20 protein-coding genes and 2 tRNA genes are annotated in these 25430 nt (G+C 64.8%); 3 read left to right on the top strand and 19 right to left on the bottom strand.

All coding sequences use genetic code 11. The features are described from left to right. Nucleotide 1 precedes the first annotated feature (1 nt). The 5 genes from V9L18_RS20095 to V9L18_RS20115 form a co-directional block, all read right to left on the bottom strand. The gene (locus V9L18_RS20095) at nt 2-2269 is read right to left on the bottom strand and encodes an ATP-dependent DNA helicase RecG (RefSeq protein ID WP_337348916.1); all 2268 of its coding nucleotides are present in this window, start codon (nt 2267-2269) and stop codon (nt 2-4) included. Next, nucleotides 2259-3281: a DAK2 domain-containing protein gene (locus V9L18_RS20100; protein WP_337348917.1), complete on the bottom strand. Its 1023-nt coding sequence runs from the start codon at nt 3279-3281 to the stop codon at nt 2259-2261. The genes V9L18_RS20095 and V9L18_RS20100 overlap by 11 nt, the downstream gene beginning before the upstream one ends. Nucleotides 3282-3303: 22 nt before the next feature. After that, a complete protein-coding gene (locus V9L18_RS20105) occupies nt 3304-4359 on the bottom strand; it encodes a thiamine-phosphate kinase (RefSeq protein ID WP_337348937.1) in 1056 nt (351 codons plus the stop codon). 122 nt (nt 4360-4481) lie between these two features. Next, complete coding sequence (locus V9L18_RS20110) at nt 4482-5858, bottom strand: hypothetical protein (protein WP_337348918.1); 1377 nt, start codon at nt 5856-5858, stop codon at nt 4482-4484. A gap of 4 nt (nt 5859-5862) precedes the next feature. Then, nucleotides 5863-8451 carry a hypothetical protein gene (locus tag V9L18_RS20115; RefSeq protein ID WP_337348919.1) on the bottom strand — a complete coding sequence of 863 codons (2589 nt, stop codon included), beginning with the start codon at nt 8449-8451 and terminating at the stop codon, nt 5863-5865. Nucleotides 8452-8604: 153 nt separating this feature from the next. Here V9L18_RS20115 and V9L18_RS20120 point away from each other — a divergent pair, with 153 nt between their 5' ends. Further along, the gene (locus V9L18_RS20120; protein WP_337348920.1) at nt 8605-9138 is read left to right on the top strand and encodes a DUF3515 domain-containing protein; all 534 of its coding nucleotides are present in this window, start codon (nt 8605-8607) and stop codon (nt 9136-9138) included. Between the two features lie 73 nt (nt 9139-9211). Here the strand turns inward: V9L18_RS20120 and V9L18_RS20125 are convergent, their stop codons facing one another. From V9L18_RS20125 to leuC, 6 genes are all read right to left on the bottom strand, one after another. Next, nucleotides 9212-10351 (bottom strand): D-alanine--D-alanine ligase family protein, encoded by a 1140-nt coding sequence (locus V9L18_RS20125; protein ID WP_337348921.1) that lies wholly within the window; start codon nt 10349-10351, stop codon nt 9212-9214. Nucleotides 10352-10353: 2 nt separating this feature from the next. Next, complete coding sequence (locus V9L18_RS20130) at nt 10354-11406, bottom strand: NAD(P)H-dependent glycerol-3-phosphate dehydrogenase (protein ID WP_337348922.1); 1053 nt, start codon at nt 11404-11406, stop codon at nt 10354-10356. After that, on the bottom strand, nt 11403-12224 hold the full coding sequence (locus V9L18_RS20135; protein WP_337348923.1) for a lysophospholipid acyltransferase family protein: 822 nt from the start codon (nt 12222-12224) through the stop codon (nt 11403-11405). Before V9L18_RS20135 ends, V9L18_RS20130 begins: the two co-directional genes overlap by 4 nt. A 10-nt stretch (nt 12225-12234) precedes the next feature. Next, the gene (gene murA / locus V9L18_RS20140) at nt 12235-13560 is read right to left on the bottom strand and encodes a UDP-N-acetylglucosamine 1-carboxyvinyltransferase (protein WP_337348924.1); all 1326 of its coding nucleotides are present in this window, start codon (nt 13558-13560) and stop codon (nt 12235-12237) included. Between the two features lie 153 nt (nt 13561-13713). Continuing rightward, nucleotides 13714-14316 (bottom strand): 3-isopropylmalate dehydratase small subunit, encoded by a 603-nt coding sequence (gene leuD / locus V9L18_RS20145; RefSeq protein WP_337348925.1) that lies wholly within the window; start codon nt 14314-14316, stop codon nt 13714-13716. A gap of 9 nt (nt 14317-14325) precedes the next feature. Continuing rightward, entirely contained in the window at nt 14326-15780 is a 1455-nt protein-coding gene (leuC, locus tag V9L18_RS20150; protein WP_337348926.1) for a 3-isopropylmalate dehydratase large subunit, read from the bottom strand. Between the two features lie 112 nt (nt 15781-15892). On the opposite strand from leuC, the gene V9L18_RS20155 reads away from it, so the two are divergent. Together V9L18_RS20155 and V9L18_RS20160 are read left to right on the top strand one after the other, a co-directional pair. Beyond that, on the top strand, nt 15893-16612 hold the full coding sequence (locus V9L18_RS20155) for an IclR family transcriptional regulator (protein WP_066292257.1): 720 nt from the start codon (nt 15893-15895) through the stop codon (nt 16610-16612). Between the two features lie 43 nt (nt 16613-16655). After that, nucleotides 16656-17195, top strand: a complete 540-nt coding sequence (locus V9L18_RS20160) for a DUF1697 domain-containing protein (RefSeq protein WP_337348927.1) — start codon at nt 16656-16658, stop codon at nt 17193-17195. A gap of 42 nt (nt 17196-17237) precedes the next feature. Here the strand turns inward: V9L18_RS20160 and V9L18_RS20165 are convergent, their stop codons facing one another. The 8 genes from V9L18_RS20165 to V9L18_RS20200 form a co-directional block, all read right to left on the bottom strand. After that, nucleotides 17238-18854, bottom strand: coding sequence for a GTPase (locus V9L18_RS20165; RefSeq protein WP_337348928.1), 1617 nt, complete (start codon nt 18852-18854; stop codon nt 17238-17240). Continuing rightward, nucleotides 18851-20626, bottom strand: a complete 1776-nt coding sequence (locus tag V9L18_RS20170; RefSeq protein WP_337348929.1) for a dynamin family protein — start codon at nt 20624-20626, stop codon at nt 18851-18853. Before V9L18_RS20170 ends, V9L18_RS20165 begins: the two co-directional genes overlap by 4 nt. Before the next feature lie 7 nt (nt 20627-20633). Continuing rightward, nucleotides 20634-21689 carry an acyltransferase family protein gene (locus tag V9L18_RS20175; RefSeq protein ID WP_337348930.1) on the bottom strand — a complete coding sequence of 352 codons (1056 nt, stop codon included), beginning with the start codon at nt 21687-21689 and terminating at the stop codon, nt 20634-20636. A gap of 122 nt (nt 21690-21811) precedes the next feature. Further along, nucleotides 21812-21884: transfer RNA gene (locus V9L18_RS20180), tRNA-Glu, on the bottom strand. 130 nt (nt 21885-22014) lie between these two features. Next, nucleotides 22015-22086 (bottom strand) — tRNA-Gln (locus tag V9L18_RS20185). Nucleotides 22087-22236: 150 nt separating this feature from the next. Continuing rightward, nucleotides 22237-22974 (bottom strand): HAD family hydrolase, encoded by a 738-nt coding sequence (locus tag V9L18_RS20190; RefSeq protein WP_337348931.1) that lies wholly within the window; start codon nt 22972-22974, stop codon nt 22237-22239. Continuing rightward, nucleotides 22974-24488, bottom strand: coding sequence for a glutamate--tRNA ligase (gene gltX, locus V9L18_RS20195; protein WP_337348932.1), 1515 nt, complete (start codon nt 24486-24488; stop codon nt 22974-22976). Before gltX ends, V9L18_RS20190 begins: the two co-directional genes overlap by 1 nt. 71 nt (nt 24489-24559) lie before the next feature. Next, nucleotides 24560-25336 carry a fumarylacetoacetate hydrolase family protein gene (locus V9L18_RS20200; RefSeq protein ID WP_337348933.1) on the bottom strand — a complete coding sequence of 259 codons (777 nt, stop codon included), beginning with the start codon at nt 25334-25336 and terminating at the stop codon, nt 24560-24562. Between the last annotated feature and the right edge of the window lie 94 nt (nt 25337-25430).

Consider the following 25430-nt stretch of genomic DNA (forward strand, 5'->3'; position numbering starts at 1 on the left):
GTTATCCTCGTTCAAGGAACGCCTCCTTTTCGGGATTGAGGTATCCATCGATGGCGTGTGCCAGCTGCGGATGCTGCTGAAGGGACGGATCCGAACCCACGATCTTCTGGGCGTCCTCCCGTGCCTTTGCTATGACGTCCTCATGCTCCAGCACTCTGAGGAGTTTCAGCGTGGACCGAACACCTGACTGTGAGGCGCCAAGGATGTCCCCTTCACGCCTCAGCTTCAAGTCTTCCTGGGAGAGTTCAAAACCATCAGTGGTGGCGGCCACTGCGTCCAGCCGGCGACGGCTTGGATGGCCGGGCTCCAGGGCCGTCACCAGGAGGCACGTGCCGGGGTGTCCGCCGCGGCCCACACGCCCACGGAGCTGGTGGAGTTGGGAAATACCGAAACGGTCGGCGTCGAGGATCACCATGAGGGTTGCGTTGTGGACATCGACGCCCACCTCAATGACCGTGGTGGAGACCAAAAGCTTGGTCCGGTTGGCCGTGAAATCAGCCATGGCCGCCGACTTGACCGCAGGGTCCTGGCGCCCGTGAAGCGGAGCCAAGGGCACGCCAGCCAAAGCCGGCTCCTGCTGGAGCTGCTCGACGACGGACGTCACCGACGCGAGCTCGCGCGCCGCGCCGCCCTCTTCCAGGTCCGCCGCCGTTGGTTCCGCTTCTCCGGGACTGAAGTCGCCGTCGTCGTCAGTCCAAATTTTGGGGCAGACAACATAAACCTGGTGCCCGGCGTCGATCTCCTCCCGCGACCGGGACCAAATGCGGCCTACCCAGCCCGGGTTCTCGGCCAGGCCCACCACGTGGGTGGAGATGGGGGCCCGGCCCGCGGGCAGCTCATCAAGCACAGACGTTTCAAGGTCCCCAAAAACTGTCATTGCCACGGTTCGGGGAATGGGGGTGGCAGTCATGACCAGCAGGTGGGGCGGTTTGCTTGCCTTCGCCCGCAAGGCATCCCGTTGCTCGACGCCGAACCGGTGCTGCTCGTCCACCACGATCAGGCCGAGATCATAGAAGGACACGTTGCCGCTGAGCAGGGCGTGGGTGCCGATGACGATCCCGGCCGTACCGGAAGCGGCGTCCAGCATGGCCTGCTTGCGGGCCGCAGTGGGCATGGATCCAGTCAGGAGCGTTACCTGGACGGCGTCGTTGCCCAATCCGCCAAGAAGCCCGTCCCGGGACAGCGAGCCCAAGGTGCGCCTGATCGATTCGAAGTGCTGGGCGGCGAGGACTTCGGTGGGGGCGAGGAGTGCTGCCTGGCCTCCGGCGTCGACCACCTGCAGCATGGCCCGGAGTGCAACGACGGTCTTGCCCGAACCCACCTCGCCCTGCAGGAGCCTGTTCATGGGGCCGTCCTGGGCAAGTTCAGTGGAGAGTGTCTTGCCGATGGAGGCCTGGCCGGCAGTCAGGGTAAACGGGAGTTGCCGGTCGAAGGCAGCGAGAAGGCCGTCCGGGACAGGACGCCGGGCGGTGGCCTCTTCGGCGGCCAACTGGGCCCGGCGCCTGGCCAATGCCGACTGCAGGACCAGCGCTTCCTGGTAGCGGAACCGATCCCGGGCACGCTGCCAGTCCGCCGTGGATTCCGGTGCGTGGATCAGCCGGTATGCCTCAGCGACCGGCAGGAACTTTTCCCGTGCCGCAACAGCAGGCGGAATTGGGTCCGGCAGCGCGTCGAGGTCGGCCGTTTCGAGCAATGCCCGCACAACTTTCTGGATGGCCCAGCTGGTGAGTTTGCCCGTGGCCGGATAGACCGGAATGGGCATCAGGGCCAGCGACTCCGGGTCCTTCCCCTGCGTGAAGGGGTCCTCGTCCAGCAAAAGGAAATCGGGATTCGTGAGCCCCAACAAGCCACCGTAGCGAGTGACTTTGCCGGAGAACAGTGCCCGCCGCCCCTGCAGCAGTTCAGCCTTGGCGCGGTAACCGTTGAAGAAGCTGACTTTGAGCGTGCCGGGGACTTTGCCGCGGTAATCGCTGCCCCCGACCAGCCGGAGCCCCGGCGTTCCGTCGTCGTCGGAAATCACGACGTCGGTAATGGTGCCGCGGCGTGCCTTCATGGAACGGGTGCTGTTGGACACCACCCGGGCTATCAGAGTGACGTCCTCATCCAGGGGAACCTCGCTGATAGGGGTCAGCTCGCCCCGGTCCAGGTACCTCCGGGGGAAGTAGTTCAGCAAGGCACCGACGGTAGTCAGGCCAAGGTGTTTCTCGATGACGCCGGCGGAGCGTCTGCCGACGAGGCGTCCTAGGTCAAAGTCGAATTCAGCGTTCATGCCCACTGGAGTTCACCGGGTCGGTGTCGGGGTCTCTCGGCAGGGCGAGCTCGCTGACCGTGATCTGCGTGGGATCCCCCAAGGAACGGATGAGCCGGACGGCCAGTTCTGCATCCGGTACGTGGACGTGGACGCGCCAGCGGTAATTGCCGTCAGCCTCAGCCGAAGAACCCACCTGGCTCATGATTACGGACTCGCCGATCTCATCGAGCCGCTGCCGCAGGGTGGCCGCGTTGAGCGGCGAGAGGCTGATGGTGCACATGACTTCCACGCCGTCGTCGTCAGGCATGCTGGTGTGAATATGAGGGTCCTGGACGTCGTAGCCGTGCAGCCCGTCGAGGAGCTCGCTTTGCAGTTCCTCCCCCAGGACGGCGGATCGGAGGCAATCCAGGATGAGGAGCATTCCCACACCGCCGGCGTCCACGACGTGCGCCGCCTGCAGGGCGTCCAGCTGGTCCTCCGTGCGGATAACTGCCGCCAGGGCGCCCTCAACAGCGGCGTCCAGCGACAAGCCAAGAGCGTGGTTGCTGTCGTCGCCGTTTTGACCGGCATCCACCGCGGCAGCAGCACGGGCGGCAGCTTCCATAACTGAGAGCATGGTCCCGGGGACGGGGTCGCTTAATGCTGACCAGGCCCTGATCTGAGCCCGGTTGAGGGCGGCGGCAAGCAGGGTGGACGTCAGCCTGGTGTGGCCGGCCAGCGGCTCCGCGGCTGCGCACAGAAAGACGGAAAAGAGTGTGCCCGAATTGCCCCTTGCCTGCTCCAAGGCCGCCTGTCCGGCCATTGCCAGGACAGCTCCGACGTCCGCCTGTCCGGCGTCGGGCTGCCGGGAATCCAGGCTGGTGCTGCCGTTGCCCGGCCCGACGCCTTGGAGCGCGCGGGAGGCCGCCCGGACTGTGAGATAGAGGTTGGTGCCGGTATCACCGTCCGCCACGGGGAAGATATTGATGGCGTTAAGGCGGTCGCTGTGGTTGCCAAGAGCCGTTTCAGCCTTGCCCAACCACCGCTTCATCGCTTGCGCGTTGGCGGCAACCTTAGTGTGCAAAGTGATCCCATCCCCCGGTGTCCGCGGCGTGGCCTGCAATTTTGATGCCCGGGCTTTCGCTTTCTCCCAAGGCTTGTACTGAGCCTATCGCAGTGAATCCGGGAGGCACCTGAACGCCGGGAGGGAATGTGGCCAGGAGTCCGTGGTCTTCTCCTCCGGCCAGCACCCACTCCATGGGGTCGGCATTGAGAAGGTCCGACGCCGGTTCCAGCCCTTCGGACAGTTGCCGAAGCGCCTGCGGATCCAGGTCCAGGACGACGCCGCTGGAGCGGGCGAGGCGGGCCCCGTCCCGGAGGAGCCCATCGGAGATATCCAGCATCGCCGTTGCGCCGCCTGACCGTGCCAGCGGACCTGCGGCAAGAGGAGGCACCGGCCGGCACTGAAGTGCCACCAGTTTGCGCTGTTCCGGAGTCAGGGACTCTATGCCTGCGTCCGACTCCAGGAGGGCTAGCCCAGCCGCCGCCCGCCCCACCGTACCGGCAAGTGCCAGCACATCGCCGGGGCAGGCTCCAGATCTCAGGACCGGCGATCCGCCGCTCAGGGTGCCCAGCACAGCGACGCTGACCGAAATCTCCCGGCCACGGCCGAGGTCACCGCCGGCAACAGAACAGGAGTCAGCGCCCAGCTTCCGGATTCCGGCTGCCAGGCCATCGGCAAGATCCTCCACCCAACTGACCGGGGTGTCCCGCGGAAGGGTGAGGCTGACCACTATGGACGTTGCGGTGGCGCCCATGGCATTGATATCGCTGAGGTTCTGGGCAGCAGCCTTCCAGCCCACGTCAAAGCCGGTGGTGCGGTACCCGTTGGGCCACTGAAGCCGGAAGTCCTGGTCCTGCACCTGTGTGTCGATGCTGATGACCGTCCGGCCGTCCGGGGCGGCAACGATCGCGGCGTCGTCCCCCGGACCCAGCAGCGTGGCAGCGGCATGGCGGCTGTCCATCGCCAGCCGAGGGAATATCCGGGTCAGAAGATCGGACTCGGACAGTTCCGCGACAGTCACGGCCTCTCCAGGGGCGGCTTTCTGAGGCGCAGCTTCTTCGGGCAGTGCCTTTTCAGGCAGGGCTTTATCGGTGGGGGCATTCCCAGGCACAGCATTTACAGGCACGCCACTACGCTACAGCGCAGCACCGACATTCGTTGCCGGTGCCAGCTTGCGCTCCGCACTCCTCACGGAGAACGGAGCTCGCTGCAGGGAATCTGGACCTGGGCAAACTTCCACGTCACGGGCGCTATCAGCACAGTCCCAGTGGCAAGGCTGGGATCAGCCTCGCAGGCCACCCGGGCGTCGCTGACGCCCGCTGACCAGGAGGGGCCGGCCTGACGCACGGTGGACGCTGGCAGGTAGCTGACCAAGAGGAAAGCAAGGAACATCCCGGTGACCGCGAAGGCAGCCCTCCGGTTGACATGTCCCTTCGCAAGGGCAGCTGCGACAGCCAATGGCACCAGCAGGAGGAGGAACATCGCCGGCGCCGCCGCATAGCGGATATAGCCGAACCCTGTGGCCCAGTCAGCCTCGGTGTACGTGGCGTAGTTAAACATGGTGTTACCGCTCAGCACGACGGACGCCACCCAGCACAGCACCGAAGCTCCCAGGGCGCCGAGTGCTGTGAGTTTCAGCCCGCGGCCGCCGGCAAAGAGAGTGTACGTGAGAAGGGCAACAACCAGCAGGCAGGGAATGAAGAGCGCCCAACCCCCGTAAGAGACAATGTTCGACGCCAGGGTCCGGCTGTCCGCGTGCCAGATGGAACCGATCGGCAACAGCCCGAACCCTAGAAATACTGATATGACATCCACGGCATCGGAAGGGGCTGCACCACTGAAACGCGGCTTGGTCAAGGTGGCCAGGACTTGCAGTCCGACCCCCAGCACCAGACCTGCGGAGGCTGCAAAATTGCGACGCCGGAACGCAGCCCAGACGGCCAGCGGCAAGAACATACCGGTGATGATCTCGCTGGCCGCCGTAAGGAAGGCGCCAACAAACATCACTACCCCTGCCGGGCGCGACTTGGGCCTGTAAAGCAGCAGCCAAGGCATCAGCCAGAGGAGGTACCAGTGGAGGTTCGCTGCATTCCCCAGTACTTCCTGCGGCCCGATCGGCAGCAGTACAGGGATCGCTGCGATCATGACCCGCACGGGAACGGACTCTGCAACCGAACGTGACAGGTGGAAAACCGCTACGGAAATGGCCGCAACAGCCAGGCAGCTCAGGAGCGACATGGCCAACGCATAGCCTTGAAGCGGCACGACGGCGTGGGCCAGGCTTGCCAGCGTGCGCGGGATGACATGGAGGTACCCGTCGTACGGAAGCGGGATGCTCCTCAAGTGTCCATTGCTGAGTACGTCGCGGAGGAATACTCCGCCGTCCTCAGCCCAGACGGTCTGGCGGGCCAGGGGCGGAAGCCTTCCCCAGGTCAACAGCCCGAGGACCGCCACGGCCACTGCATTTACCAACACCCTGATGCCAATTTTGACCGCCGGGTGAGCCGTCCTCGTCTCCTGGGGCGCCATTCTTCGAGGAGAACCGACGTCGATAATTTTAGTCATTTGGTCAGTAGTTTATCGCCCTGCAGCCCAGCTGTGTTACTCCAGCAGAGAGGGATGACACGGCCAGTCCCCAGGTGCAGAGGGTGTATTTGCCGCGTTGTGCAAGGGGGACCGAAACGGTGTATCCGTGGTTTCCCGGTATGCCCATCACTTTGTTGACGTCGGGGCGGGGCACATCCGCGGTGAAGGCGACAGCACTCACCGCCCCGTCTGGCGCCGTGAGGTATGCATGCACGGGGATACTGGCCGAGGTGAAGGCCGGGTCATAGGCCCAGCCCTTGGACACCAGCACCGACCCGGCAGCCCCGGACTCAACGACGAGCGAATCGAAGGACCCCACGGGCGCAGGCGTGGCCGGCACGTTAATGCTCCGGCACCCCAGGAGGCTGTTGCCCTCCGCCAGTGGGCTGACCGGTATCCCGTAGGCACAGACCCTGTAGGTGCCGGCTCCCTGGATCTCCACCGATGGCTCGAAACCGTGGTTGCCAGTGATGCCGAGCGCACTGTTTATATCAGCGCGCGGCCGGTCGGCGGTGAATGCCTGGCCTTTGACGCTTCCATCGGGTGACGTGACGTAGACATGCACTGGGATGGAGGCCAGTGGGGAGCCAAGGTCTGCCGTCCACCCGGAGACCGAGAGGTAGGCTTTCGTGTCAACCTTGCGCAGGGAGACGCTATCCACAAATCCGGCAGGCGCTGGAGTCGCCGGCAACAGGATTTCCTTGCAACCAAGGAAGCTGTTGCCTTGCGAGAGCGGGGCGACAAAGAGGCCATAGGCACACGCGGTATAACGGCCGCCCTGTGTCACCGGCGTGCTCAGGCTGAATCCATGGGCTCCGGAAATCGAAAACACGGAGTTGACGTCCGGGCGGGAGCCGTTCGCAGTCAGGGCGTGGGCACTCTGGCCGCTGGGGCCGCTGAGATAAATATGCACGGGGATGCTGGCAGAGGAAGCGCCGGCATCGAAAGCCCAGCCCCGAGCCTTGAGAACACCCTTTCCGGATTCCACGGCGTAGCTGAATGAGTCAAGCACACCCAGCGGCGGCGGCGACGCTTCCGCTGTCACCGTCCTGCAGCCAAGGTATGTGTTTTCGACGCTTCCCATTGCGTACACGCACACCCGGTACGGCCCGGCTGCGGTGACGTCAAAAGTCTTAGAGTAACCGTGCTGACCGGTCACCTGCATCACGCTGTTAACGTCCGGCCGCGGCTGGTTCGCCGGCACTGCGTAGCTGCGCTCCACTCCGTCAGGTGTCTTCAGGTAGACGTGCACGTCGCTTGATTCCGCTGGTTTGGCGCCATCGTATGCCCAGCCCCGCACCACCAGTTTCACCGCCGAGCTGTCACGCTGCAGTTCTACGGCATCGATAGCGCCGATACCCGGCGCGCCCGGAGGACGAAGCGTCACGGTCGCGGAGGTGTCACTCACCGAATCTATGGTCACCTTCGTCCCCGCATGGGTCTTGAAGGTTGTGCCGGCCTGCCACGCCTGGGTGGAGCTGTAGTTGCCGCTGATGGGAAAAGTCGAAGGAGGCAGCAATATGGACGAGTTTCCCGAACCCTGCTGCGAGATCTTCACGCCCCGGTTCCCGCCAATGGCCTTGCCCACGTCGTATCCGACGGGTGCCCTCAGTTCCAGGTAGTAGACCTCGCCCGATTTCGGGTCTGTGAACTTTGCGGCGCGGGCTGCACCCGTGCCGGCCCACGGCTTAAGCGTCAGTGACTTTGTTGCGGTGACAGTGCCGGCGTCGGCAATCTCGTTGCCGTTGCCGAAGCGTCCCATCTCCCAGAACGGGGCACCTATGGCCGGCATGAAGTCGTAGTGCGAGATGCCCATGACATCCAGGTTGTCGCCATAGGTTTTGATGCTGCATGACGAATCCGCGAATCCCCCGTACGGTCCCGGGGCGACGTCGGAGATCCCGCTGCCGCACTGGAGGCTGTTCGCGTGGTCAAGCCCCAGAGCGTGTCCGAATTCATGTGTCAGGACCGGCGTGCTGAGCCTGCCGTTCTGGGGCATGATGATCCGGCCGCCCACGGAGCCGTTGCTGAAAGCCATGCCGGCGGCGCCATTGGTCAGATAGGCGCCCGGAATGTACATCACCAGCGCGGTGTAGGACGTCTGCGTCCATCCCAGCTCGCGCGAGACGATGTCAACGATTTCGTTGGGCGACTGGGTGGAGCGCGCCGCCGACGGCCGGGCCGTCTCGGCCTTGATCAGCGACATGTTCACCCTGCCCACAGTCTGCGTTGACCAGTACGCGCTTGCCGCACTCAGGGAAGCCTGGGCGGCCGCCATGGGAACCGCTGCGTTGGTCTCCTCTACCGTTTTGTCGGCAAGCTTCACAGTCACGAGGGTGGTCTTGATGGTCCCCGCCAGCGGCTGGTCAACGTACGTGTATTCCGATTCGATGTGCCGCGGAGGAACGTCGGGGCGGACAAAGTCGTCCACCGGCACAGGACCCGGATCCGCCACGGCGGAAACGCCCGCCGGCACGGACAGATCAGCCGGCGCCGCAAACGCGAACTGGGGAAGGGCTGACGACAGCACGATAACGGACACGGCCAGGGCCGTCCGACGCAGAATATTCAAGAGTGCTCGCTTAGGGGTGAGACCAGAAGTGATGCAGTCATCCTAGGGGAACCACGGGCATCGCGGGGATACCTGCGCAAAAACTGATCCAAGCCTTTGATTAGGCGAATCCAAGGATTGGCGCAGCAAACGGTAAATGGAGATGATGGGTTGATGCGCCCCGCCCTTTTACCCGCACCAGCCATGCCCATCCCGACGGCGTACAGCAGGGCTTCCGGTGCAGTAGTGGCCGTTCTCGCTGTGGGACTCTGCTTGGCGGCGTGTTCCCCGGTAGTGGATGTTACCGCGGCGCAGGACGCAGCCAACCCCGCCTGCGCACCCATGATGGTGGCACTGCCTGATGCCATCGGGGACGCGGGCCTGCGGAAAACCAACAGCCAGGCAACCGCTGCGTGGGGCGACCCCTCGCAAGTAATCCTGCGCTGTGGCGTCAACGTTCCGGGACCGACGACGGACCGCTGCGTCAGCGTCAACGGCGTGGATTGGGTCATCAAGGAGGGGGACACCGCGTGGACCCTGACTACCTTCGGCCGCGAACCAGCCACCGAAATCCTCCTGACCAAGGATCAGGAGGCCGTCAGTTCCGCGACAGTCCTTGCTGACTTGTCGGCCGCGGCGGCAAAGATCCCCGCCACAGGGAACTGCGTCGGGCAGGAAGAGCTGAAGAACCTGCCGTCCACCGGGTAGGCCACGCCGGGCCTGGCCTGGAAGGACAGGCCCGGAAGGACAGGCCCGGCGTCCGCGCGGGGCGCCCGGAACGTCAGCGCAGGCCGGTCTTCCGGTTCAGTGCCAAGTAAATGAGTTCGTCAATGAGCTCTGCATAGTCCAGGCCCGAAGCCGCCCACATCTGGGGGTACATGCTCTTCGGTGTAAAGCCGGGCATGGTGTTGATTTCGTTGATGATCAGCTCACCCTCAGGGGTGTAAAAGAAATCAACCCGGCTCAGTCCTTCGGCTCCCACGGCATCAAACGCCGCTGCTGCCAGTTCTCGAACGCGGGCGATTGCTTCCTCCGGGATGTCCGCCGGGCAGCTGAGTGCAGCGGCGTCATCCTCGACATACTTGGCGTTGAAGTCGTAGAACTCGTGGGTGCCGCCGGCAACGGAGATCTCACCAGGCATGGAAGTCCGCGGCGCTGCTGTCCCGCGCCCTTCCAGGACGGCGCATTCGATTTCGCGGCCTACTATGCCGGCTTCGATGACCAGCTTGAGGTCATGGCGGCGGGCTTCCTCGACGGCGGCGTCCAGCCCCTCCAATGAGTCCACCTTGGAAATTCCCATGGAGGATCCGGCCCGCGCGGGCTTGACGAAGACCGGGAACCCGAGGCGGTCCACCTGCTTGCGGACTGACTCGGCGTCCTTGAGCCATTGCCGGTCGGTAACAGCGATGTAGGGTCCGACGTGGAGGCCGGCCGCCTCAAAGACCACCTTCATGTAGTGCTTGTCCATGCCCACGGCTGAAGCGAGGACCCCGGCGCCGACGTAGCGGGTGTCGGACAGTTCCAAGAGTCCCTGGATGGTGCCGTCCTCACCGAACGGACCGTGCAGCAGTGGAAATACGACGTCGACCGTCCCCAGTTCCTGCGGAACTTCGTTGGGTGCGGCGACGATCAGCTGGTGCTCGCCGCCGATCTCGGCGAGCGTCACCGTTTCGGTCGACGGCGGGACTTCCGGCAGCGACGACGCCGACAATGACCACTGGGCGGTGTCCCCCGAGGCAAGGACCCACTGCCCCGATTTGGCGATGCCGATGGGGATGACCTCGTATTTGTCTTTGTTGATGGCGGCAAGCACTCCGGCAGCGGTCACACAGCTCACTGCATGTTCGCTGGACCGGCCGCCAAACAGCACGGCCACCCGCGGTTTGGCGGGAGGGGCCGCTTTCAGGTTGTCTTCGGACATGGTCAGTAATCGCCTTCAGGTTTCAGTTCCCGGGCCAGCAGAAGCGGCCCCAGTTGGTCAACGGACAGTTTGCCGGCCAGGACAGCTACAACGGCAGCGGTAATGGGCATGTCGACGCCGAGCTTTCCGGCCAGTTCGTGCACGGCCTGGCCGGACTTGATCCCTTCGGCAGTCTGGGTCATTTTCTGGGCAACCTCGTCCAGCGTCAGGCCCTCCCCCAGCAGGCGGCCCGCTGTGTGGTTCCGGGACAACGGCGAGGAGCACGTGGCCACCAGGTCGCCCAGCCCTGCGAGGCCGGCCATGGTCTGGGCCTCGCCGCCGAGGGCGAGGGCCAGCCGTGAGGTTTCAGCCAGACCCCGGGTGATCACGGACGCCTTGGTGTTGTCCCCCATCTGCTTACCCTCGCAGATACCGACAGCCAGCGCGATGACGTTCTTGACGATGCCACCGATTTCCACGCCCACGACGTCGGCCGTGGTGTACGGGCGGAAGTAGGGCGCCGTGCAGCTGCGAGCGATCCACCCGGCAGCAGCGGAATCACTGCACGCGACAACTGACGCCGTTGGCTCCTCACGGGCGATTTCCATGGCCAGGTTCGGACCCGACACCACAGCGATGCGGTCCGCCGGGATGCCGAGTTCCTGGCTGATGACTTCGCTCATCCGGGCGTCGGTGTCGAGCTCGAGCCCCTTCATCAGGGAAACCACCATGGCCTGATGGTCGATCAGTGGCTTCCATTCGCGCAGTTGCAGCCGCAGGGACTGCGCAGGTACCGCCAGGACCACCAGGTCCGCTCCTGCCAGGACCTCGCCCACATCCGTGGAGGCGGTGATGGTCTCCGGCAGGGCGATGTCTTTCAGGTACTGGATGTTTCGGTGTATGCCGTTGATTTGCTCCACGACTTCCCCGCGCCTGCCCCAGACCCGTATCTGCCGTTCGTCGCCCGCGGCCGTGGCGGCGTCGGCCAGGATCTTGGCAAAGGTGGTTCCCCAGGAACCGGCACCGAGGACCGCAACCGAGCGGGCTGAGCCGGGGCGGCGCCCGTCACCGGTCACAGGGCGTCCGCCTCGTCGCCAGCCGACGTTCCAGCCGCATCTGCGGTTCCAGCGGCAGGGCCAGCACCTGCGGCCCGTGGTCCCCGCTCCACAAACCGCCCGTGTTTCGCTTGCTTGTGCTTGGCGGGATCCCACCGCTCGACGGGCGGCTCTTCGTTGCGGATGCCAGCCAGCAAAGCCGTCACGGCGTCCATGATCGCCTCGGTGGCCGCCGTCAGTGTGGCCTTGTCCAGCGGACGGCCAGTGTAGGGGCTGAGGTCCACCGGATCACCCACAACAACCGTGGAGGTTCTGCGGGGAAACATGTGGAACCGCTTGGCATAGCGGGGGAAGACCTCGTGGGCGCCCCAGTGGGCGATCGGCACCACTGGAATGCCACCCTCGAGCGCCAGCCTGGCCGCGCCGGTGTGCCCTTTCATCGGCCACAGGTCCGGGTCCCTGGTCAAGGTTCCCTCAGGGTAGATGATGATCGCGCCGCCCTCGGCGACGATCTCCTGGGCGACCTGCAAGGAGCGGTTGGCTCCCGCCGTCGAGCGTTCCACCGGGACCTGCTTCGTGGCCCGCAGGACCCAGCCCAGCACCGGCACCTTGAACAGTCCGGCCTTGGCGAGGAAGTGGGGCGCCCTCTTGTTGTTATAGAGGAGGTGGCCCACGATGAGGGGATCGATTTCGGTGCAGTGGTTGGGTGCTGCGATGAAGCCGCCGGCGGGCAGCTTCTCAATGCCCTCCCACTTCTTGTTCATCAGCAGGTTCATCACCGGCCTGACGATGCCGGCAACGACCACAAAGGTGGCCTGGCTCTTGGCCGTTTCCTTCACGTGCCCCCCGCTACTTTGCTGTGGTGATGTCGAAATCTGCGCCGAGGCCTGCCAGCTTTTCCGTGAACCGCTCATAGCCGCGGTTGATGATGTCGATTCCGGTCACGCGGGAGGTGCCGGTAGCGGCCAAGGCTGCGATGAGGTGGCTGAAGCCGCCGCGCAGGTCAGGGACGTCAATGTCGGTTCCCTTGAGCTGGGTGGGTCCGGAGATAACGGCTGAGTGCAGGAAGTTGCGCTGGCCGAACCGGCACGGCACGCTGCCCAGGCATTCGCGGTGCACCTGGATGCTGGCACCCATCCTGATGAGGGCGTCCGTGAAGCCGAAGCGGTTCTCGTAGACCGTCTCATGGACAATCGACACGCCCTCGGCCTGGGTGAGCGCCACTACCAGCGGCTGCTGCCAGTCGGTCATGAAGCCGGGATGTACGTCCGTTTCCAGGACCAGCGGGTTGAGCTTGCCTCCCCGGTGGTAGAAGCGGATGCCGTCCTCGCCGATGTCCATCCCGCCGCCCACCTTCCGGTAGGTGTTGAGGAAGGTCATCATGTCCCGCTGCGAAGCACCTTCGACAAAGATGTCGCCCCGCGTCACGAGCGCGGCTGATGCCCACGACGCCGATTCGTTGCGGTCCGAGAGGGCACGGTGGTTGTAGCCGCCGAGGTCTCGGACGCCTTCGATGCGGATGGTGCGGTCAGTCTGGACGCTGATGATGGCGCCCATCTTCTGCAGCACCGCGATGAGGTCGATGATTTCGGGTTCCGTCGCCGCACCTGAGAGCTCGGTGATGCCCTCGGCGCGGGTAGCGCTGAGCAGCACCTGCTCGGTGGCTCCAACGGACGGGTACGGCAGCGAGATCTTGGCACCGTGCAGGCCCTTGGGCGCCGAAATGTGGATGCCGCCCGGGCGCTTTTCCACGACCGCGCCAAACTGGCGCAGGACATTGAGGTGGTAGTCGATGGGCCTGTCGCCGATTTTGCAACCGCCCAGGTCAGGAATGAAGGCCTCACCGATCGCATGGATCAGCGGTCCGCACAGCAGGATGGGAATCCGAGAATCGCCGGCGTGGGCATCAATGGCCGTGCTGGGAGCGGTTTTGGCCGCCTTGGGATCGAGCGTCAGGTCCCCGTTGACGGGGTCCTTGACCACGGTCACGCCATGCAGCTGCAGGAGGGAGGTGACTACCTCCACGTCCTTGATCTCCGGAACGTTCCGCAACACCGAGGGTTCGTTGCCCAGCAACGCCGCCACCATGGCCTTGGGAACAAGATTCTTGGCCCCACGGACGCTGACGCGGCCTGTAAGCGGGACTCCGCCGCGGATTGTCAGAACACTACTCATATACCGGTTTCCTTACGATTACTCGCCCCCAAGTCCTTGCAAAGGCTCCAGCTAAGCATAGGAGGTCGCGTTACCGAACCGAAATGCGCGGGCGCCTCCGGCAGGGTGTGGCGTCCTCCTTGGCCTGGCTTATCGGCTGGCCGGTCCGGCTGTTCAGGACAGACGGGCCGGGAGCGTCTTCGGCATGAATGCGGGGCGGGTGGCCTCGTAGGCGGTGATGTCCTCTTCGTGCTGCAGCGTCAGGCCGATGTCATCGAGGCCTTCGAGCAGACGCCACCGTGTGTAGTCGTCGATCTCGAACGGCGCCACAATGTTGCCGCAGATCACAGTCTTGGAAACCAGGTCAACCGTCACTTCGGTTCCCGGTGCGTTCTCGAGCTCTTTCCAAATCAGCTCGATGTCGTCCTGGGCCACTTCAGCGGCCAACAGCCCCTGCTTTCCGGAGTTGCCCCGGAAGATGTCCGCAAACCGTGACGACAGGACGGTCTTAAAGCCGTAGTCCTTCAGCGCCCAGACGGCGTGTTCACGGGAGGAGCCGGTGCCGAAATCAGGTCCGGCCACCAGTACGGAACCGGCGTTGAACGGTGCCTGGTTCAGGATGAAGGCAGGGTCCTTGCGCCAGGCGGAGAAGAGCGCATCCTCGAAGCCGGTGCGGGTGATCCGCTTGAGGTAGACGGCAGGGATGATCTGGTCCGTGTCAACGTTGCTTTGGCGCAGCGGGACGCCGATGCCCGTGTGGGTGGTGAACTTTTCCATATCGGTCTCCTAGGCTGCGTCGGTGCGGATGGCGGCGGACTCGGGGGCCGGATCAAGGTCCGACGGCGAACTCAGCGTGCCGCGGATGGCCGTGGCTGCTGCCACCACCGGGGAGACGAGGTGCGTGCGTCCGCCCTTGCCCTGCCGGCCTTCGAAGTTGCGGTTGGACGTTGAGGCGCAACGCTCCCCCACCTCCAGCTGGTCCGGGTTCATGCCCAGGCACATCGAGCAGCCGGCGAAGCGCCACTCGGCGCCGAAGTCCTTGAAAACCTTGTCCAGGCCCTCAGCTTCGGCTTCCAGCCTGACGCGTGCCGAGCCTGGTACCACCAGCATGCGGATGTTGGGGTCTTTCTGGCGGCCGCGGATGATGTCTGCCGCAGCGCGCAGATCCTCCATCCGCGAATTCGTGCAGGAGCCGAGGAAGACAGTGTCCACGCGGATGTCCTTCATGGGCGTACCTGCGGCCAGGCCCATGTACTGCAGGGCACGCTCAGCGGCGGCTTTGGCGTTCTCGTCGCCGAAGTCATCCGGGGACGGCACCGACCCGGAAAGCGACACGCCCTGGCCAGGGTTGGTACCCCAGGTGACGAAAGGCTCAAGCGTGTCGGCGTCGAGGTCCACCTCGACGTCAAACGTGGCGTCGTCGTCGGTACGCAGCGTGTTCCAGTATTCGACGGCGGCGTCCCACTCGGCACCCTGCGGGGCGTGCGGGCGACCGTACATGTAGTCGTAGGTAGTCTGATCCGGCGCGACGAGGCCGGCGCGGGCCCCGGCTTCGATGGACATGTTGCAGATGGTCATGCGGGCATCCATGGACAGCGCCCGGATGGCGGAGCCACGGTATTCCAGGACGTAGCCCTGGCCACCGCCGGTGCCGATCTTGGCGATGACGGCGAGGATGATGTCCTTTGCCGTGACGCCCGGGCGGAGGGTGCCCTCGACGTTGATGGCCATGGTCTTGAACGGCTTCAGGGACAGCGTCTGCGTGGCCATGACGTGCTCCACCTCGGAGGTGCCGATGCCCATCGCGAGCGCGCCGAACGCGCCGTGCGTGGAGGTGTGCGAGTCGCCGCAGACCACTGTCATGCCGGGCTGCGTCAGGCCAAGCTGGGGACCCACCACGTGGACGATGCCCTGTTCGGCATCGCCAAGGGAGTGCAGCCGGACGCCGAACTCTGCGCAGTTGTTGCGCAGCGTCTGAATCTGGGTGCGGCTGGTCAGGTCGGCAATGGGCTTGTCGATGTCCAGTGTGGGCGTGTTGTGGTCCTCCGTGGCAATCGTGAGGTCCGGGCGGCGCAGCTTGCGGCCGGCCAGGCGCAGGCCTTCAAAAGCCTGCGGGGAGGTCACCTCGTGAACGAGGTGGAGGTCGATGAAGAGAAGGTCGGGCTGGGCGTTGGCTCCTTCGCCGTCGCCTTTGCGCACCACGTGCGCGTCCCAGACTTTCTCGGCCAGTGTCTTTGCCACGGCCATCTCCCTTCACTGCTGTTGGCTGTTAAGGTCCACTGAATCAGGGCGGCTGTGCAAATCGCCAGCCGAAACATTTGCATCTCAGATATTGAGACGGCAATATCATTACATGGACAATTCTAGTGGAGTCGGTGTCATTGATAAAGCGGCCCATGTGCTGGACGCACTTGAGGCCGGGCCTACCACCCTGGCCCAGCTCGTAGCAGCCACCGGCCTCGCCCGGCCCACCGTCCACCGGCTTGCCCTTGCCCTGGTCCATCACCGGCTGGTCAGCCGTGACATCCAAGGCCGGTTCGTGCTCGGGAGCAGGCTCGTTGAGCTGGCTTCCGCCGCGGGAGAAGACCGCCTGATCGCTTCCGCCGGACCTGTACTGATGCAACTGCGCGACGCCACAGGCGAAAGTGCCCAGATCTTCCGGCGCCAGGGCGACTGGCGTGTGTGCGTTGCGTCCGCGGAGCGTCCGATCGGCCTGCGGGACACCATTCCGGTGGGCACGCAGCTCTCCATGAAGGCCGGCTCGGCCGCCCAGGTCCTGCTCGCGTGGGAAGACCATGACCGGCTCCTCGAAGGCCTCCAATCCGCGCGCTTTACGCCCACGGTGCTGGCGGGAGTACGACGGCGGGGCTGGGGACAGAGCCTCGGCGAACGTGAGCCGGGGGTTGCCTCAGTTTCCGCACCGGTGCGCGGACCGTCCGGCCGTGTCATTGCCGCAGTGTCGATCTCGGGCCCCATCGAACGCCTCACCCGCCAGCCGGGCCGGTTGCACGCCGAAGTGGTATGCAACGCAGGCCGCATCCTCACCGAAGCCCTGCGCAAGAACAACGACTAGGGCCTACCCGCAGGTGACGCGCCGCCGCGGCTAGGCTTTCAGCATGAACAGCTACGCAGTGTTCCTCCGCGGCATCAACGTGGGCGGGATCAATATCAAGATGGCGGATCTCAAGGCAGCCCTGGAAGCCACGGGCTTTGACGGCGTCAAGACCCTTCTTGCCAGCGGCAACGTGGTCCTGGCCAGCGAACTGGGACCCGCCGCCGTTAAGAAGGACTTCGAGGCTTGCCTGCGGACATCATTCGGCTATGACGCCTGGGTGGTTGTCCTCACCGCACAGAGAGTGTCCGAACTGGTGGACGCGTGCCCGTACCCGGATGACGACAAATCCACCCACACCTATGTCACGCTGGCTTCAGACACCGCCATGCTGGATGAACTGGATGCGGCCGGGGCGGCCCTGGAAGGTACAGAACAGAAAAGGCTCGGACCGGAAGCCCTGGCCTGGCTGGCACCTGCGGGCGGCACGTTGGACAGCCCCTTCAGCAAGGTCTCATCGAAGGCAAAATACAAGGCAACTACCACCACCCGGAACCTGCGGACCCTGATCAAGGTGCGGGAGGCAGCCGCAGCTCTTTCATAGGCAGGCACCTGCGGATGCGGCGGACCCAGGCGGGCAGTGGCGCTACGCCGCCCCCGCTTTGTCCAGAGCGGTATTGAATGACCTGTGTCGGCTGACCTCAAGGTCAACAGGTTCCACCACCAAGGCCTGGGCAACCTCTCCGACGGCGGCACGGAGGCGCTTCCTGGCCGTGGTGGCCCGGGCCCGGGCGGCTACGGCCCCGATGAACTTCCCCGTAAGCGCCAGGAAAATTCCCAGGGCGGCTCCCCCGGCAATCATCAGGGTTGGGATCGGCCAGCCTTCAACCCGCGGCACGTCGGGGACAGGCAACTGGAGGTAGCCCAGCCCAGCCAGCACTCCCAGCCATCCGAGGCCGCCGAGAACGGTCAGCAGGGCAAGCCACTGGAACAGGTTGAAGACCGGCCACCACCAGGACTTCCGCGCGGCCAGCAGGTCCGTGCCCGCAATGGCCTGGTCGAGGGCGTCCGGGAGCCGCTCCCTGCCTTCACGGGCAGCATCCCGGATCGCAGCGCGCCACGGGCCGGGCGCGCCCGCGCTGGCGTCGTCGCCGAACTGGCGGACGGCGGCATCCGTCCGCGCGCGTTCGGGCGCCCCGGCGGGTGGCAGCGACGTGCGGCTGAGTTCGGATGGGGCACTGCTACGCAGGTTAAGCCGCCGCAGGGGATCAGGCCGGAATTTCAGCAGCCAGCGGGTCACCGGCCATCCCGTGCGGCGGGCCGCTTCCAGGCGGTAGGAGCGGTCCACGGCTCCCACCACCAGGGGCACGTTGGCAGCCGAGGCCAACGCATCCGCAAGTCGCGTTTTAGACCCGGGCCGGACACCGGCGGCCTCGCCGGCTCCGGAGGCGTCCCGCAGCCGGGCGACGGCGCGCGACACGTCAGCTGTGAGTCGCTGTGAAGACGCCTGCCGCCGCACCACCACGTGCCGAATAGCGGCCCTGACACGATCCACCCCTGCGCCGGTAACGGCAGAAGCACCGATCACCTCGACCTGCCCCAGGCCGTCCACGGCGAGGATTCCCTTCAATGATTCCAGCACGGGCTGGACGTCCCTCTCCGGCAGCCGGTCGGTTTGGTTGAGCACCACGAGGGTGATGGAACCGTGCGCTGCCAGCGGTGCAAGGAAGCCGTTATGAACCGCGGCATCGGCATATTTTTGCGGATCGAGCACCCAAACCAGGACATCCACCATGCCCACCATCCGCTGCACGATCTCACGGTTGGCTGCCCTCGTGGAATCGAAGTCCGGCAAGTCGAGGAGAATCAGCCCGGTTTCCTCATCCGCGAACCCGGGCACGGGCGCGGCATGGTGCCGGCTGCGAACATCCAGCCAGTCCAGCAGCGGTTCGCTGCCTTCCGCTCCCCAGACTCCTGCCAAAGGTTCGGTGGTGGTTGGCCGCCGAACGGCCGCCGTCGCGATTTCGGCGCCGCTGACGGCGTTGAAGAGCGATGACTTGCCGCTTCCGGTGGCGCCGAAAAAGCCAACAACCGTGTGGTCGGCGGAGAGGGACCGCCGGGACGTGGCGCGCTCCAGCAGCCTCAACACGTCTTGCAAGACTTCGTCGGGCAGCACGCCCTCGGCGAGTTCACGGGCACTATTGAGGGCTTCAAGGCGGGCGTCCAGCTGCGACGAGACACGGGCAGCGGTGTGGCGGCTCATGCGGTGTCCGCAAGCCGCGTCAGGGCTTCAACATGGCGGGCCAGCAGAGCCCGGTCAGCGGGCACCTCGGGGAGCCGGTCAAGGAACTTTCGCTGCTCCTCCGCCAGCAGCTTCCGGGTGCGCTGGTGGAGATCCTCCCGTGCTTTCCGGGCAAGCCGGCGGACCGCGTCTTCACCGAAGACCGCTTCCAGCAGCTTTTGGCCCACGATGGCGGTGCCGCCGGCCACGCCCACCTCCAGGCCAGTGAGCCCGGCGGTCATGGAAAACACCACGACCATCAGCGCTGCCCCGAGGCCGTTGATCCCGAAGGACAACCATCTGGCCTGGGTACGTTTTTCCTGCCCTTCAGTCCGGATCAGTTCCATCAGGTCCGCCTGCCAGGCCCGGATCTCCGCCGCCACGGTTCCGGGGAAATCCACAGCTGCCCCTGAGAGGTCCTCGGTTCCGAGCAACTGGCGGCCTGCCGGGTCTGCGCGCCACCGCTTGTCTGCCTGCTCGGCAGCGTTGGCGGCCTCATCGAGGATGACTGCCTGCAGCCCGGATTCGATGGCGGCCTCGACCTTGACGGCCGGGGCTGGTTCGCCGCGGAAGAACGCGCCCGCCCGGTCGCGCAGGCGCCCGATGCCCTGTTCAAGGCTGCGGAAGAACTCCCCCGTTCCCACGAAGTCCTGCCAGCGGGCAAGGACCTCTCCCCGCAACAGGGCGCCATCCTTTGTCGCATCAAGGATCCGCGTTTCCGCATCACGATAGGCCGTGAGGGTTTCAGCCCTGAGCCCCGCGGCAGCCTGCTCCTGCTCGTCCTGCGCCCGCACCACGCTGCCAATCCGGCCCGCCAATGCCTTCACGGTTCCATTGAGGGTCCGCCGGGCAATCTGTCCCCTGCCTGCGGCGTCAGCGGCCAGGCTGTGCAGCCAGGTACGGAGAGGCTCCACTGCGGCAGGGGGGAGCATGCCGAGCGCGTCAAGGTCAGTCTCGGCAATGATGAACAGTCCCGCCGAACCCAGGCCTTCCCTGCCCAGCAGGCTCCGCAGGTCCGCAGAAACTTCTGCCTCTGCCTCGGCCGGAACACGGTCCAACACCACGGCCACCAGGATGTCGCGGGAGGCCGCGTTAAGCAGCAGTTTCCACGGAACGGCGTCGGCGTAGCGGTTCGCCGTGGTGACGAACACCCACAGGTCCGCGGCAGCGAGCAGTTGTCCGGCCAGCCTGCGGTTGTCCTCGGAAATGGAATCGACATCCGGCGCATCAAGCAGGGCAATGCCCTGCGGAACGGCGCCATTCGCGAGCAGAACGAGCGACGTGACTGCCAACGGGTCCGGGACCGCACCGGCCCTGCTGGCCGGTACTGGCTGCGAAGATACGGTGCCACGGATCCGGTTGAGGCTGGGCAGGACCCGCTTCCCTTCGAACCAGCCGGCATCGGCCGGATGGTGCAGCAGGATGGGCTGCCTTGTGGTGGGCCTGATAGCCCCTGAACGCGTGACTGGATGCCCGACCAGGGCGTTGACGAGTGTTGACTTTCCGGCGCCGGTGGAACCTCCAACGACGGCAAGGAGGGGCGCCTCAAGGCTCCGGTACCGGGGAAGGATGTAGTCATCAAGCTGTGCGATGGCATTCCTGAGCTCCAACCTGGCCTGTTCAGCACCCGGTGTCAGGAGGGGAAAGGTGACCTTGGACAGTTCCAGCCGTACGGCCTCAAGGAGATCCACGCCAGCGGCCGCTGGCGTTGCCGGAGGACGATCTGGCCGGTCGGGCTGGTTGTCGGTGGTCACAGCATCATCATGCCAGTTCTGCAATCCTTCGCTGCCTGTCCCGCGAGCGGCGCCAACGCTGCGCCGGCCCTTCCACGTAGCGGCAGGAAAGCCACGCCAGCGGGGCAACGGCCAGCAGGGAGGCGCCAGCGAACACCAATGGCGGAACGGCAGTATGGACGCCCTGGGCAGCCAGGAACTGCTGGACGGGCCAACCGTAAATGTAGACACCATAGGAAATGTCATAGCGGGATCCCACGGCCGCCAAAGGCACGTAGAGGGAACCAGCCAGCACAAGGACGCACAGTGGGAGGTGGATGAGCGACGAGACAAACCCTGTCCCGGCAATGACCAGCATCGTGACGGCGCAAACCCCAAGCGTGATGGGCGTGGCGGGAATTCGCTCCCGAAAGAGGTACACCAGGGAACCCGCCAGAAAGGTGACAACCGGGATCAACGGCCAGTCATATGGAGTCGGTGAGGCGAGCCATCCGGCGTCGACGGCGAAAACAGCTGCGGAACCGAGGACAAACAGGGAAAGTACTGCCACTCGCGCCAGTTCCAGGCGGAAGATTCCAAACGCGAGTCCGATGAACACGTAGCAGACGATCTCCCAAAACAGCGTCCACAGAGGGCCGTTCCATAGCCAGGGATCCGGCAGCCCGTCCAACGACCCCGGGATCCCGCCCACAGCCACACCGGGCGTGCCGGCAGAGAGATTTGACGCAAAGAAGAGCAGGGCGTCACCCAAGGAATAGCGGCGGCCCGTCAAACCTGCGGCGAGAGGCGCCATGACGAAGGCCACCGCCGCAACGCAGACGGCCAACCCGGGAAATATCCGAAGAAACCTTGCGCGGCAGTAACTCACCGCCGACCTCGAATGTACTCGGCTCCGGGTGATCAGGTATCCCGAAATTCCGAAAAATCCGATGACGGCCCACGTGCCCAGTTTCATGCCACCCGGTTGCGGTTCAGCGCCGTAGCCGCCGAGCCACCAGGAATGGGACACGATCACTAGGGCAGCGAGTATCAGCCTCAGCGCATTTAATGAGTTTTTGCCCTCGTCAAACCGGTGTCCAAGCATGCCCGCTCCCCCAATAAGTGATGGGGTTCACAGTAGTGCAGCGAAGCGCGGCGAAGCCATAGTTCGGCAACCCTGGGGAAACGAGAAACGGCCCCGGGCTAGTGCCCGGGACCGTTCAGAGGTGACCCCAGCGGGATTCGAACCCGCGTTACCGCCGTGAGAGGGCAGCGTACTAGGCCGCTATACGATGGGGCCGCGTACTTCCAAAACAGCATCTCTGCCGTTCAGGCTAAGTGAGTATTTCATACACTCAGCCCGTGTTTCAAATCGGCGGAACCGCTTTGAAACCCCTGATTTTCCGCGGAAATCCGTGGATTTATCAGAGCTGGGATACCAGGACTCGAACCTAGAATGACGGTACCAGAAACCGTAGTGTTGCCAATTACACCATATCCCAATGGAACTTTCGGGCCGGATCCGTTGGTCTAAACCAGCGCTCCCGGCGCCTCAGCACGAGTAATTACTTTACCCGAGACTTTTCCACCGCACAAATCGAGCCGCCGTTACGTGGATCACACGCGTCCGGCGGCAGCCGGCAACGCCAGCGTCAGCCCAGCAACCCCGCCAGGGACGTGACCTCGTGGCCGGCATAGCCCTGCCGCGGCTCCCCCACCCTGTTGAGCCAAACGCCCAACAGGCCCGCCGCCGTCGAACCTTCCGCATCCAGCATCCGGTTATCACCCACATAGAGGGTGTCCGCGGGGAGCGTGCCAAGGAGGCGGACGCCTTCAAGGTAGATCGCAGGCTCCGGCTTGGCCACGCCCACGGTGTCCGTTCCGACCAGGCGCTTTATCCTGTCCAGGCCGGCGCCGTCCAGCTTGGCCCGCTGGTAGTCATGGACGTTGTTGCTCACCGCGCCGTAGGGAACACCGGCTGCATCAAGGGCTTCAAGAAGCGGGACGACATCCTCGAAGGCCCTCACATACCCCGGCTGGACGCGCCCGTAAGCGGAAAGCCACTGATGGGCCTCCTCGCCGTCGGCAAGGTCCACGCCGAAATGGCCCAGGGCCGCGCGGCCACGAAGCAGCCGCTGGTCGTTGAAGGTCAGTTCCCCGGCCAGGTAGCGGTCGTAGTAGTGGGTGGTTTCGTGCGTGAAGATCCTGCCGAACCGCTCCCAGCCGGCCTGGTCCAGGCCAGGAAGGAGGTGTTCGCTGACCTCGCGCAGGGCGGTGGTCATGGCGTATTCAAGGTCCACCAGGGTGTCATCTATGTCGAAGAGAATCCCCCTGATGGTGCCGAACGGCGTCTCAAGGAAACCGTCAGCTCGCTGGCCGGGAGAAGCCATCAGCCGCGGAAGGTGCGGAGGCGGGCAAGGGAGGAGTCCTTGCCGAGGATCACCATGGACTCAAACAAGGGCGGCGAGATCCGACGCCCGGAGATGGCTGTCCGGACCGGACCGAACGCCAGCCGTGGCTTGATCCCCAAGTCCTCCACGAGGGCCTGCTTCAGGGCGGCCTGGATGTTCTCAGGGTTCCACTCCGCAATGGGCTCCAGCGCCGCGATGGCTGCCTCGAGGACCTCGCTGAGATTCTCCGGCATGCCCTTGCGGGCGTCGTCGGCTACGTCGATGGCATCGTCCGATTTGAACAGGAATCCCAGCATCTCCGGCGCCTCGCCCAGCAACGTGATGCGTTCCTGGATCAGCGGCGCGGCTTCGGTAAGGATTTCCTCCTGGCGCGCTGTGGGCTGCTCCCCCACGAAGCCTGCAGTGCGCAGGTACGGCACAAGCCGGTCACGGAAGTCTTCCGGGTCGAGCATGCGGATGTGGGTGCCGTTGATGGCCTCGGCCTTTTTGATGTCGAACCGCGCCGGGTTGGCCAGGACGTCCTTGACGTCAAAGTATTCAATCAACTGGTCCACGGTGAAGATGTCCTCATCGGCCGAAAGGCTCCAGCCGAGCAGCGAGAGGTAGTTCAGCAGGCCTTCGGGAATGAATCCACGGTCGCGCAGCAGGAACAGGTTGGACTGCGGGTCACGCTTGGACAGCTTCTTGTTGCCCTCACCCATCACGTACGGGAGGTGGCCGAAGAGCGGCAGGTAGCTGGCGACGCCGATGTCCATCAGGTAGCGGATCAGCACCACCTGGCGGGGGGTGGAGGACAGGAGGTCCTCGCCGCGCAGAACGTGCGTGATCCCCATCAGGGCGTCGTCTACGGGGTTCACCAGCGTGTACAGCGGGGATCCGTCAGCACGAACGATGACGTAGTCCGGAATACTTCCGGCTTTGAACGTGATGTCGCCGCGGACCAGGTCAGTGAAAACGACGTCCTCGTCAGGCATCCGGACGCGCAGGACCGGCTGGCGGCCCTCGGCCCTGAACGCCGCGAGCTGATCTTCACTGAGTTCGCGGTCAAAGTTGTCGTAACCGAGCTTGGGGTCGCGTCCGGCGGCACGGTGGCGTGCCTCGACTTCCTCCGGCGAGGAGTAGCACTCGTAGGCGTAACCCGCTTCAAGGAGCTTGGCGACTACGTCCTTGTAGAGGTCCAGCCGCTGAGACTGACGGTACGGCTCGTGCGGACCGCCGACCTCCACGCCCTCTTCCCAAGTGATCCCCAGCCATTTCAGGGCTTCCAGCAACTGCTGGTAGCTCTCTTCCGAGTCGCGTGCCGCGTCCGTGTCCTCAATGCGGAACACAAACGTGCCCTTGGTGTGCTTGGCGTGGGCCCAATTGAACAGGGCCGTGCGGATCAGGCCCACGTGCGGCGTCCCGGTGGGTGAGGGGCAGAACCGGACACGCACGGGGGTGTCGGCGGTAACGGTGGGGACGGAGGCAGGGTTCGACGCAGAAGCAGTAGTCATAGTGGCTCCAACTTTACCGCCTGCTGCCTGCCCTGCTGCTCCGTCCCGGGACCCTTGGGTTGGGCGGACCGTCAGCGGCGCACGATGGGGTTGGACAGCCGCCCGATCCCTTCGATCTCCACTTCATAGCGGTCGCCGGCCTGCACCAGGCCCACCCCGGCAGGAGTTCCAGTCATGATGACATCCCCCGGCAGCAGGGTGAAGGCCTGCGAGACGATGGACACCAGTTCCCGGACGCTGCGGATCATTTGGCTGGTACTGCCGTCCTGCCGCAGCTCGCCGTTGAGCCGGCCCTGGATCTGAAGGTCCTCGGTGTCCAGTTCGGTCTCGATCCACGGCCCCAGCGGCGCCGATGTGTCAAAGCCCTTGGCACGCGCCCACTGCAGGTCCGTTTTCTGGACATCCCGGGCGGTGAGGTCGTTACCGCACGTGTACCCGAAGATGACGTCGTCGACGCGTTCCTCCGGCACGTCCTTGCAGATCCGGCCAATGACCACGCACAGCTCCGCCTCGAAGGAGACTTCCTCGGAAAATTCAGGCAGCACCACGGGGTCGTTCGGGCCCACTACGGACGTGTTGGGCTTCAGGAAGAGCAGCGGATGGGCAGGCACCTCGTTGCCGAGTTCATGAGCATGCTCCACGAAGTTGCGGCCAACGCCAATCACCTTGCTGCGGGGAATGATCGGCGCGAGCAGGCGGACGTCTTCGAGCTTGTGGTGGACCGCCGTACGCTCCACGCCGTTAAAGAACGGGTCACCGTGGATGACAGTGATTTCCTCACTGCCTGGCTGGCCCTCCACAATGCCGTAAAGGGGATCAGAATCGACTACAAACCTGGCAATACGCATGGTTCCCAGCCTACAGTTTCCCTGTCAAGTTCAGCGTGTTGACGAAGGTGCGGCCGACTACAGCCAGAAATTTGGATGGACGCTTTCCCACTTG

The sequence above is a fragment of the Pseudarthrobacter sp. CCNWLW217 genome (genome assembly GCF_037203985.1).
Classification (GTDB): domain Bacteria; phylum Actinomycetota; class Actinomycetes; order Actinomycetales; family Micrococcaceae; genus Arthrobacter.